7 protein-coding genes are annotated in these 10,671 nt (G+C 65.8%); 3 read left to right on the top strand and 4 right to left on the bottom strand.

The window, feature by feature from the left end; all coding sequences use genetic code 11:
- Positions 1-457: 457 nt before the first annotated feature.
- From mqo to QMX83_RS17070, 3 genes are all read right to left on the bottom strand, one after another.
- Complete coding sequence (gene mqo, locus QMX83_RS17060) at positions 458-2,158, bottom strand: malate dehydrogenase (quinone) (protein WP_282297833.1); 1,701 nt, start codon at positions 2,156-2,158, stop codon at positions 458-460.
- A gap of 151 nt (positions 2,159-2,309) precedes the next feature.
- Positions 2,310-2,894, bottom strand: coding sequence for a hypothetical protein (locus QMX83_RS17065; protein WP_282297834.1), 585 nt, complete (start codon positions 2,892-2,894; stop codon positions 2,310-2,312).
- Between the two features lie 36 nt (positions 2,895-2,930).
- Positions 2,931-3,836, bottom strand: coding sequence for a LysR family transcriptional regulator ArgP (locus QMX83_RS17070; protein ID WP_282297835.1), 906 nt, complete (start codon positions 3,834-3,836; stop codon positions 2,931-2,933).
- Positions 3,837-3,970: 134 nt separating this feature from the next.
- Between QMX83_RS17070 and QMX83_RS17075 the strand changes: the two genes are divergently transcribed.
- The 3 genes from QMX83_RS17075 to QMX83_RS17085 all read left to right on the top strand — a co-directional run bounded on the left by QMX83_RS17075 (position 3,971) and on the right by QMX83_RS17085 (position 8,765).
- Positions 3,971-4,606 (top strand): LysE family transporter, encoded by a 636-nt coding sequence (locus QMX83_RS17075; protein ID WP_282297836.1) that lies wholly within the window; start codon positions 3,971-3,973, stop codon positions 4,604-4,606.
- A gap of 125 nt (positions 4,607-4,731) precedes the next feature.
- Entirely contained in the window at positions 4,732-6,705 is a 1,974-nt protein-coding gene (locus tag QMX83_RS17080) for a S9 family peptidase (RefSeq protein ID WP_282297837.1), read from the top strand.
- A gap of 86 nt (positions 6,706-6,791) precedes the next feature.
- Positions 6,792-8,765: a S9 family peptidase gene (locus tag QMX83_RS17085; RefSeq protein ID WP_282297838.1), complete on the top strand. Its 1,974-nt coding sequence runs from the start codon at positions 6,792-6,794 to the stop codon at positions 8,763-8,765.
- Positions 8,766-8,800: 35 nt separating this feature from the next.
- Here QMX83_RS17085 and QMX83_RS17090 read toward each other — a convergent pair whose 3' ends face one another.
- Complete coding sequence (locus tag QMX83_RS17090; RefSeq protein WP_282297839.1) at positions 8,801-10,558, bottom strand: oligopeptide:H+ symporter; 1,758 nt, start codon at positions 10,556-10,558, stop codon at positions 8,801-8,803.
- Positions 10,559-10,671: the final 113 nt, after the last annotated feature.

Here is a 10,671-nt window from a genome sequence, read left to right on the forward strand (position 1 = left end):
TCACGGTCCCGTACCCCCCACCCGCCGGCCCCTTGATACATGGTCGGTAGCCATGGGGAAATGCCAGATCAACGGCGGTGTCGATCCGGGGTCATGCGTCAACGAATGTTGGGAATTTCACGGCCGTCGTCTGTCGACCGACGCTACCGGGCCGGAACCGCGAGCGGGCTTTTGATCTTCGATGGCCACCGACGCACTGTCGTGGCGGGTCGGGGTGGGCTGGAGGGGGCGTGAGCCGCATGGATGCGGCGATCGAGCTTACATGGACGTACTTGCAGCGTCCCCCGGAACGCCCATCCCGATCCGCCAAGCCAGAGAAGCAATGACCACCGGCTGTTCGCCAAAAACCAACAGCAGCCGGGCAGAGCCCGGCTCTACGTAAGCCGTCCACGGGCAATAAAAAACCGGCTCCCATAGGAAGCCGGTTTAAAGAGACTCACATCGAGCGATGCAGCGGTTACAGCGCCTGCATCTCTTCGTTGGCGTTGCGCTTTTCCTTGACCGGAGCGGCAGGTGCGGCCGGGGCCGGCGGGGTCAGCATGACCGCCGCGCTGGTGTCAGCCGGCACTTCCAGGAAGGGCAGGTTCAGCGCTGCGCTGGTCTGGCCGCGGATCTCGTTGGTCAGCGCCGCGCTGTCGTTGAGCTTGCGCCCGTACGACGGCACGATTTCCTTCAGACGTGCTTCCCAGCCGGCCGCCATCTGTTCCGGGAAGGCCTTCTTCAGCAGGTCCAGCATGATCGGCGGCGAGGTCGAGGCACCCGGCGAGGCACCCAGCAGGGCGGCAATGGTGTGGTCCTTGTCGGTCACGATCTCCGTGCCGAACTGCAGCACCGAACCCTTCTCCGGGTCCTTCTTGATGATCTGCACGCGCTGGCCGGCGGTGACCAGCTCCCAGTCCTCGCGCTTGGCGGTCGGGAAGTACTTCACCAGTTCGGCCTGACGGTCCGCATCTTCCAGACGCGCCTGGCCCATCAGGTACTTCACCAGGTCCAGGTTTTCCAGGCCCACGTCGACCATCGGCACCACGTTGTTGTGGTTCACCGACGAATACAGGTCGAACCACGAGCCGTGCTTCAGGAACTTCGTGCTGTACAGCGCGAACGGCCCAAACAGCACCACCGGCTTGCCGTCCAGCTTGCGTGCATCCAGGTGCGGCACCGACATCGGCGGCGAACCCGTTTCGGCCATACCGTAGGCCTTGACGCTGTGACGGCCAGCGATCGCCGGGTTCTTGAACGCCAGGAACTGGCCGCCCACCGGGAATCCCGCGTAGTTCTTCGACTCCGGAATGCCCGACAACTGCAGCAGCTTCAGCGCTGCACCGCCGGCACCAATGAACACGAAGCGCGACTTCACCGTCGATTCCGTGCCCGACTTCAGGTCGGCCACGGTCACGTTCCAGCTCTTGTCGTCGTTCTGACGCAGCGCGCGCACTTCATGCTCCAGCTGCAGCTTGAAGTTCGGGCTGCGCTGCAGGCCGGCGGTGAGCTGGCGGGTGATCACACCGAAGTTCACGTCCGTGCCCAGCGGCATCCAGGTCGCGGCCACCTTCTGCTTCGGGTCGCGGCCTTCCATCAGCAGCGGAGCCCAGGCCTTGATCTGCGCCGGGTCTTCCGAGTACTGCATGCCGTAGAACAGCGGGTTCTTCGACAGCGCCTGCTGGCGCTTGTGCAGGTAGGCGATGTTGTCATCGCCCCAGACGAAGCTCATGTGCGGGGTGGGATTGATGAAGTCGCTCGGCTGGCTCAGCCGGCCTTCCTTCACCTGGTGCGACCAGAACTGGCGCGAGACCTCGAACTGCTCGGCAATGCCCACCGCGCGCTTGGTCTCGATGCTGCCGTCCGGCAGCTCCGGCGTGTAGTTCAGTTCGGCGAAGGCCGAATGCCCGGTGCCGGCGTTGTTCCAGCCGTCGCTGCTTTCCAGCGCCACGCCGTTCAGGCGCTCATAGACCTGGATGTTCCAGTCCGGCTGCAGTTCCTGCAGGAAGGTGGCAAGGGTGATGCTCATGATGCCGCCGCCGACCAGGACGACGTCGACCGGCTTGTCGTTTTCCGCCGCCGGGACCGAACGCTGGTACAGGGGCCAGTACAGGAACACGGCCGCTGCCAGCAGCAACAGCACGAGCAGGCCGAGGACGACCTTGGCTAACTTTTTCATGGATATCTCTTAGGGGGAGATGGGAGGAGGATGACCACGCCCTGGGGAAGAAGCGTGAAGAAACAACCGTTTGGCGCATCCTGCGGGCGATTTTAGCCCGAAACGGTACGGATTTGGTGCAACGCAGCATCGCGTGGCGCGCCGCCAGCGCTCAATCCGCCGCCAGACTGAAATACTCGACCAGGAAATACCCGCACTGGTACACCAGCGCGGCTGTCGCCAATGCCATGTGTACGCCCCGACGGCGGCTGGCCATGCCCAGCGCCGCCACGGTCAGCATCACCGCGGTGTGGATGGGGTAGGCCTCCCCCAGCATGACCCAGCGGCTGTGGCCCTTGATCGCGGTGTCGCCGAGGTCCAGCAGGGTGACCAGCGCCAGCATGCCGAAGAAGCCGCCCCGACGCTGCAGCAGGTAGTGCTCGTAACTGTCGTAATCGCGCAGGTCGTCGGGGAACAGCAATACGCACAGCAGGTACCAGCTGGCGCAGTAGGCCAGCACGAACAGATACAGCCCGAAGGTCCAGCGGTGGACCTGGATCAACCGGAATTCCCACCACCAGAAGGTCACCACCGAGATCAGCGCCCACAGCACCCAGGCGATGTGCAGCCACGAGCAGCCCCGGCGCGCCGGGTTCTCGATGATCTGCGCCAGCCCGCGCAGCAGGGTGGTGATGCTCAGCCCCAGGATGATGCTCAGCACCACCCGGATGTGCAGGTAGACCGGATCGCTGTCCATGCCGCGGATGCTGCGCGCGGCCGGGTGGGTTCCATGTCAACGCTTCTTCCGCACCAGGCCGGTCGACGCCGCCAGCACCGCCCGGGTCAGCAGGGCCATGGTCTTTACGTCGCCCTTCCAGTGCTGCCAGTACAGCGGCACGTCTTCCCAGGCACGCGGCTTCATCAGCACCAGCCGGCCGGCTTCCAGATGCCGCTTCACCAGCGGCAGGGGATTCATGGTCCAGCCCAGCCCGCCCAGGTTGGCCTGCACGAAGGCGCGGGTGGACGGGATCCACCAGGTCGGGGCGGTCATCGGCAGTTCCTCTCCCGCCAGCCGGCGGGCGAAACGTGCCTGCATGTCGTCCTTGCGGTTGAACACCAGCACCGGGGCCTGTGCCAGCGACTGCGCGTTGACCCCCTTGGCGAAGTACTTTTCGTGAAACGCCGGGGTGCAGGTGGCGGCATAGCGGATGCTGCCCAGCGGGTGGATCTGGCACCCCTGCACCGGCTCGTCCAGCGTGGTCACCGCGCCCAGCACCGCGCCCTGGCGCAGCAGTGCCACGGTGTGGTCCTGGTCCTCCAGGCGCAGGTCCAGCGTCGTACCGGTCTGCTCGGCAAAGCGCAGGGCGGCCTCGGTGAACCAGGTTTCCAGACTGTCGTGGTTTACCGCCACCGGAATGCTGGCCTGCGGCAGGTCCTCGTCGGCGATACCCATCCGGTGCAGCGCGTCATGCTCCAGCAGGGCGGTCTGCTCGGCCAATTGCACCAGCACCTGGCCTTCGTCGGTCGCCACCGCCGGCGAGGAGCGCTTCACCAGCAGCCGGCCGACCCGGTCCTCCAGTGCTTTGACCCGCTGCGACACGGCCGAGGCGGTCACATTGAGCGACTGTGCGGCGCGCTCGAAACTGCCCTCGCGGATCACCGCTGCCAGGGCCCGGAGCTGGGCATGGTCGATGCGCATCGTCTTAAGTTCCGCTAAAGATGGTTTAGCAAGTTTAGCTCTACTTTTTCATGTTGCGGCGCGACAATACGCGCCATCCGGTGCTGTACGCCTTGGCGAGGCACCACCCCCACAGCAAGACAGGCGGTACTCCCATGTTCTCTCTCATCTCCGGCGGACCCGGTCTGGCCGCGTGGTTCAGTGGCGCAGCTGCCGGCATCGGCCTGTTCGCCGTGGTTGGTGCGCAGAGTGCCTTCATCCTGCGCCAGGGCATCCTGCGCAAGCACATCGTGCCGGTGGTGGCGACCTGTGCGGCGATCGATGCGATCTTCATCTTCGCCAGCGTGGCCGGCCTGAACACCCTGACCCGCGCGCTGCCGTGGCTGACCACGGTGGTGCTGTGGGGCGGCGTGACCTTCCTCGCCTGGTACGCCTGGCAGTCGGCGCGCCGCGCGCTGGCCGGTACCGGTGGCCTGCAGATGGATGACAGCGACAATACGTCGCGCCGCGCCGTGCTGACCGCCGCGGTAGGCTTCTCGCTGATCAACCCGCACTTCTGGCTGGACATGATGGTGATCGGCTCGATTGCCGACAATTTTGGCAACGAGCGCATGGCGTTCGCGGCCGGCGTGGTCACCGCCAGCTGCCTGTGGCTGACCGCCCAGGGGCTGGGCGCGCGCCTGCTGGCCCCGTTGTTCACCAAGCCCAAGACCTGGCGCATCCTCGACGGCACCATCGCGGTGATCCTGTCGGTGCTGGCGCTCAGCCTCGCGTTCCGCGGCGTGCACTGATACCTCTCTCCATCCGTGCAGGCCACCGATGGCACCGCGCAAGCGGTGCCATTTTCTTTTGTGCGGCTCCAACTGTGTCTAGAATCGCCCATCCGGACATGGGGTCCGGTCCCGGGGGGGAATGGATGCGCAGGATGATGATGGCCGTGCTGCTGGGCACGGTTTGTGGCGGGCTGTCGGCAACCGCCGGCGCGGTGGACCTGGAGCGGTTCCTGCGCGAGGAAACCTTCAACGACATGAAACTCTCGCCCACGGGCCAGTACCTCGCGGCGACCGTGCCGATGGGGGACTCCACCGCCGTGGCGATCCTGCGCTGCAGCGACATGCAGCTGGTAGGTGCCTTCCGGCCACAGAAGCACAACCATGCCGACACCTTCGAGTGGTTCAGCGACCAGCGGCTGGTGATCGGGCTGGCGAAGAAGTTCGGCCGTCTGGATGCGCCGCAGGCCACCGGCGAACTCTATGGCATCAATGCCGACGGCCAGGACGGCGAACTGCTGGTCGGGTACCGCAAGGGCAGCGTGGCATCCGGCAACCACGCCGAGACCCGGCAGGCCTGGGGCATTGCCGCGGATTTGATGGATGCCGCCCCCGTGGGCGACAGCACGGCGCTGATCGAAGTCAGCCTGTTCTCCACCAAGGCCTCGTCCCAGGTGGAGCGCATGGATGTCCTGACCGGCAAGCGCACGTTGGTGGTGCGCTCGCCGATTCCCCGCGCGACCTTCCGCACCGACGCCCAGGGCGAGGTCCGCTTTGCCACGGGCTTTGCTGATGACCGGGTGAGGCATGCCTATTACCGCGAGGCGGGCTCGGAGTGGCGCGAAATAAGTGAGGCCACCACCTACGGTCGGACACAGGTGCCCATCGGTTTCTCGGCCGAGGGGCAGCCCTATCTGCTGGTCGAGCAGCCCGAGGGCCCCGACGCCATCGTTGCCTGGGATCCGAAAACCGACGCACGGCGCACCGTGCTGCGCGATGCGGTGGTGGACCCCGGACGGATCATCTACCAGCCCGGTACCCGCATTCCGGTCGGGGCGCTGTTCTTCGGCGACACCCCGCACACCCGCTTCTTCGACGAAGGGTCCAGCACTGCGCGGCTGTATCGCAGCCTGGAAGCCGCCTTGAAGTCGCCGCTGTTCATCACCTCCAGTACGCGCGATGGGGGGCTGGTCCTGGTGCGGACGTGGTCCGGCCGCAATCCCGGCGACTTCTATCTGTACGACACCGTCAAAAAGCACGCTTCGCTGCTGACCAGTCGCAGCCACTGGATTGACGCCGAAACCACCGCCCACGTGCAGCCGGTGTCACTCAAGGCCCGCGACGGTCTACCGTTGCACGGCTATCTGACCGTGCCACACGGCAAGGAGCCGAAGCGCCTGCCGCTGGTGGTGCTGCCCCATGGCGGGCCGTTCGGTGTGTTCGACGACGGCAGTTACGAACGCGAGACGCAGTTGCTGGCCGATGCGGGTTACGCGGTGCTGCAGATCAACTTCCGCGGTTCTTCAAACTATGGCTTTGCCCACACCACGGCGGGCAAGCGGCAGTGGGGAGGGACCATGCAGGACGATGTCACCGATGCCACCCGCTGGGTGATCGATCAGGGCATTGCCGATCGCGATCGCGTCTGTCTCTATGGGGCCAGCTACGGGGCGTATGCCGCGATGATGGGGGCCATCCGCGAGCCGGGACTTTACCGCTGTGCGGCGGGTTACGTGGGGGTGTACGACCTGGCCATGATGTACAACCGGGGCGATACCGGTGACAGCAAGACGGGTCGGACGTATCTGCGCGAGTGGGTCGGCCCGGAGCAGGACCTGGCACCGCGCTCGGTGATCGCACGTGCGGCGGACATCAAGGTTCCGGTGTTTCTGGCGGCGGGCGGTGAGGACGAGCGCGCGCCCATCGCGCATACCCGCCGCCTGGAAGCCGCGCTGAAGAAGGCGGGTACGCCGGTCGAGGCGCTGTATTACAAGACCGAGGGCCACGGGTTCTATACCCCGGCCCATCAGCGCGAGTACTACACGCGGTTGCTGGCGTTCCTGTCGCGCAGTCTGGGCGGCAGGACCGCGACGCCGTCCACGGCCGCTGCCACGCCGTAACCGACACGCGCACTGGTTGCCGCCGTGCGCTTCTGCATAGAATCAGAATTCACCGGACAAGGTGTCCGGTATCAATCGGGGGAAGGATGCGTTACTCGACTCTGGCGGCAGTGGCCGCCGCGACACTGCTGTGCCTGCCGGTGGCGACCGCCACCGCAGTGGATCTGGAGCCGTACCTCAAGCGCGACTCGTTCACCGACATCAAACTGTCGCCGGGCGGTGAGTACTACGCCGCCACGGTGCCGATGGAAGACCGCACCGCGGTCGCCATCATCAGTCGCGCCACCAACAAGATCGAAGGGTCGTTCGTACCGCCGCGCAACAACCATGCCAGCAGTTTTGACTGGGTCAACAACGAGCGCGTGCTGATCGGCCTGGCGGAAAAGTTCGGCTCGCTCGACGAGCCGCGGCCGACCGGCGAGTTGTACGCCATGAATGCCAACGGCGGGCGCGGTGAGTTGCTGGTGGGCTACCGGGTGGAAAGCCAGGGGCCGGGCACCCGCATCCAGCCCAAGAAGGTCGAACCGGTGGCGGCGTTCCTGATCGACTCGGTGCCGCAGCAGGACCGCAGCGTGTTGATCGCGGTGTGGCCGTTCTCTGAAGACCCCTTCACCCGTGTCGACAAGATGGATGTCGCCTCCGGGCGCCGTCAGACCGTGGCCCGTTCGCCGGTGCGCCGCGCCGACTTTGTCAGCGACCTGCAGGGAGAAGTCCGCTTCGCCCACGGTGCCGGTTCGGACAACGTCAACAAGCTCTATTACCGCGAAGCCAAGGGTTCCACCTGGAAGTTGATCAACGACGAAGCCGTCACCGGCCGCATCGAGTCGGCGCAGGGCTTCTCCGAAGACGGAAAGCTGGCCTATCTGCGGGTGGAGCAGCCCAACGGTCCGGATGCCATTGTCAGCTGGGATCCGCTCACTGACGCCCGCGTGGAGGTGCTGCGCGATCCGGTGGTTGATCCGAACCAGCTGATCTTCCGCCCCGGCACGCGCATTCCGGTGGGCGCATTGTTCCTCGGCGACAAGCCGCGCACCCGCTTCTTCAACGAGCAGTCGGCCGATGCGCGTCTGTATCGCAGCCTGGAGGCGGCCTTCGGCGGCGATGCGGTGTTCATCACCTCCAGCACCCGCGACGGTCGGCACGTGCTGGTGGAAACCTGGTCAGGTCGCAACCCGGGCGATTTCTACATCTTCGACACCGTGGAGAAAAAGGCCGACCACCTGATCAGCCGCAGCGACTGGGTGGACCCGGAGAAGAGCGCCAAGGTCCAGGCCTTCGCGTTCAAGGCCCGCGATGGCATGCCCCTGCATGGTTACCTGACCACGCCGGCCGGTGCCACCGGTCGCACGCCGATGGTGGTGATGCCGCATGGCGGCCCGTTCTCGGTCTTCGACGACGGCAGTTACGACCGTGAGTCCCAGTTGCTGGCCGCTGCCGGTTATTCCGTGCTGCAGTTGAACTTCCGCGGCTCAGGCAATTTCGGCCGTGCGCATGAGGCGGCCGGTGCCAAGCAGTGGGGCGCATCCATGCAGGACGACATCACCGACGCCACCCGATGGGCCATTGAAAACGGGCATGCCGACGCAGCGCGCATCTGCATCTACGGGGCCAGCTATGGCGCCTATGCAGCGCTGATGGGGGCCGCACGCGAACCCGGCCTGTACAAGTGCGCCGCCGGCTATGTCGGCGTGTACGACCTGCCGCTGATGCACACCACCGGTGACATCCAGCAACGTGGCTCTGGCGAAACCTATCTGAAGGAGTGGATCGGCGATCCCAAAACGCTGGGCGCGGTGTCGCCGGTGAATCTGGCCGGAAGCATCAAGGTGCCGGTGTTCCTCGCCGCAGGCGGCGAAGACCAGCGTGCGCCCGAGCAGCACACCAAGCGCATGGAGGCCGCGCTGAAGAAGGCCGGAGTACCGGTGGAATCGCTGTATTACCCCACCGAGGGCCACGGTTTCTACACCGACCCGCATCGTCGTGAGTACTACAGCAAGCTGCTGGCGTTCCTCTCGCGCAGCCTCGGTGGACAAACCGCTGCGGCTGCGGCGCAGCCGTAACAGCGGCCATCGCTGGCGCCGGCCAACAGCCGGCGCTAGCGGACGCCGTGCATCATCCTGCGCAACAGCGGTGCGCTTAGCAGGGCAAGCACCGCACACCCCAGTCCGATCCACATCAGCAGCCAGAACAGGTGCTCGTAGCTGGCGGCCGCCGTGGCGATGTTCAAGGTCTCACCTTCGGGCACCTCAATCGCCGCGAGCTTGCCGAACAGCGCCGCCAGCGTTTCCGAGAACGCCGTGGCGAGGAACCAGGTGCCCATCATCAAGCTGACCACGCGCGGCGCGGCCAGCTGGGTGACCGCTGACAGGCCGACCGGTGACAGGCACATCTCACCGATTTCCAGCACCAGGTAGGCCAGCACCAGCCACCACACGCTGGCCATCTGTCCGGTGGCCCCGACCTGCTGTGCCGCCAGTGCCAGCGGCACGAAGGACAAAGCGGCGAAGACCAGCCCGAAGGAGGATTTCAGTGGCTTGTTCGGATCCAGGCGACGGCGGTCCAGCCAGGCCCAGAGTGCGGCGAACAGGGGCGCGAGCACCACCAGGAACAGTCCGCCCAGGTAGGTGAGCGAACCTGCGGTCTGCGGAATCACCAGACAGTCGCGGATCAACATCACCAGCATCAGTGCGACGATCACGACGAACAGATTGCGTGGGGCACTGGATCCCGGATTGCGTTCGGACAGACGCGCGGCCACCACGAAGCCCAGCGGTGCCAGCAGCAGCGAGGCGATCGACCACGGCAGTGGCGTGCCGCCCTGGATCACCAGCGCCGGCACCAGGTCCTTGGTCAGCATGCGGTCGGTAAAGGTCACCCACGAGCCATACGTCTGCTCGTACAAGGTGAAGAACACCAGCGCCATGAAGATCAGCGCCATCAGCGCGATCATCTGCTGGCGCTGCACCGGCGTGCAGCGGGTGCCGGTGAACCAGGCAAACCACAGCAGCACGCCGCCCAGCACCACGATCATCAGCATCAGGGCCAGGCTGATTTCTCCGCCCAGCGCGAAGGCCCCGTTGGCGGCCGCCCACATCAGCGCCGCGACCGGCACGACGCCCAGCACGGCGACGGCATAGATCAGCCATTCGCGCGGCAGGCCCAATACGCGTTCGCGCAGCGCACGCGCATCAGCAGGCTCTGCGTGACCCTGCAGATACTTCTGGCCCCACAGGAACATCGCCAGCCCCACCACCATGCCGATGCCGGCTGCGCCGAAGCCGTACTTCCATCCATAGGCCTCGCCCAGGAAGCCGCACACCAGCGAGGCGAACAGTGCGCCCAGGTTGATGCCGGCATAGAACAGCGAGAAGCCGGAATCGCGGCGCGGATCGTTCTCCGGGTAGAGCTTGCCGACGATGGTGGAGATGTTGGGCTTGAGGAAGCCCACGCCCATGATGATCAGGGCCAGCGACAGGTAGGTCACGCCCAGGGCGGTGGTATCGCGCACCACCTCGCCGTTGACCCGGGTGGCCTGGTGACCCTCGAAGGCCATGCCCAGGTGCCCAAGCACGAGCAACACCCCGCCGAACACCACCGCCTTGCGCATGCCCAGCCAGCGATCGGCCAGCAACCCGCCGAACACCGGAATGCAGTACACCAGCCCGCCGTACGCCCCCAGCAGGTCCAGCCCGGCCTTGTCCCCGAACAGGTGGTACTTGGTCAGGTACAACAGCAGCAGCGCCTTCATGCCGTAGAAGGAGAAGCGCTCCCACATCTCGGTGAAGAAGCAGACGTAGACGCCCTTGGGGTGGCCGAGGAAGTCGTCGGAGGCGGGCAGGGCAGTGGCGGTCATCAGGTCAGAGGCGACAGATCAGGGCGCGATTATGACCGTTCGGCGTCCGCGCGAGTTTGCAGCATCGGTAGCGCCGGCCGTTGGCCGGCCCAGACGCTGCGTGGGCCGGCCAA

Origin of the sequence: Stenotrophomonas sp. PS02289, assembly GCF_029960115.1 — a bacterium.
GTDB lineage: Bacteria > Pseudomonadota > Gammaproteobacteria > Xanthomonadales > Xanthomonadaceae > Stenotrophomonas.

What these genes read in the sequence shown, in the direction of transcription:
- mqo (WP_282297833.1), bottom strand. Translation starts at nt 2,158, where the DNA reads ATGAAAAAGTTAGCCAAGGTCGTCCTCGGCCTGCTCGTGCTGTTGCTG.
- QMX83_RS17065 (WP_282297834.1), bottom strand. Translation starts at nt 2,894, where the DNA reads ATGGACAGCGATCCGGTCTACCTGCACATCCGGGTGGTGCTGAGCATC.
- QMX83_RS17070 (WP_282297835.1), bottom strand. Translation starts at nt 3,836, where the DNA reads ATGCGCATCGACCATGCCCAGCTCCGGGCCCTGGCAGCGGTGATCCGC.
- QMX83_RS17075 (WP_282297836.1), top strand. Translation starts at nt 3,971, where the DNA reads ATGTTCTCTCTCATCTCCGGCGGACCCGGTCTGGCCGCGTGGTTCAGT.
- QMX83_RS17080 (WP_282297837.1), top strand. Translation starts at nt 4,732, where the DNA reads ATGCGCAGGATGATGATGGCCGTGCTGCTGGGCACGGTTTGTGGCGGG.
- QMX83_RS17085 (WP_282297838.1), top strand. Translation starts at nt 6,792, where the DNA reads ATGCGTTACTCGACTCTGGCGGCAGTGGCCGCCGCGACACTGCTGTGC.
- QMX83_RS17090 (WP_282297839.1), bottom strand. Translation starts at nt 10,558, where the DNA reads ATGACCGCCACTGCCCTGCCCGCCTCCGACGACTTCCTCGGCCACCCC.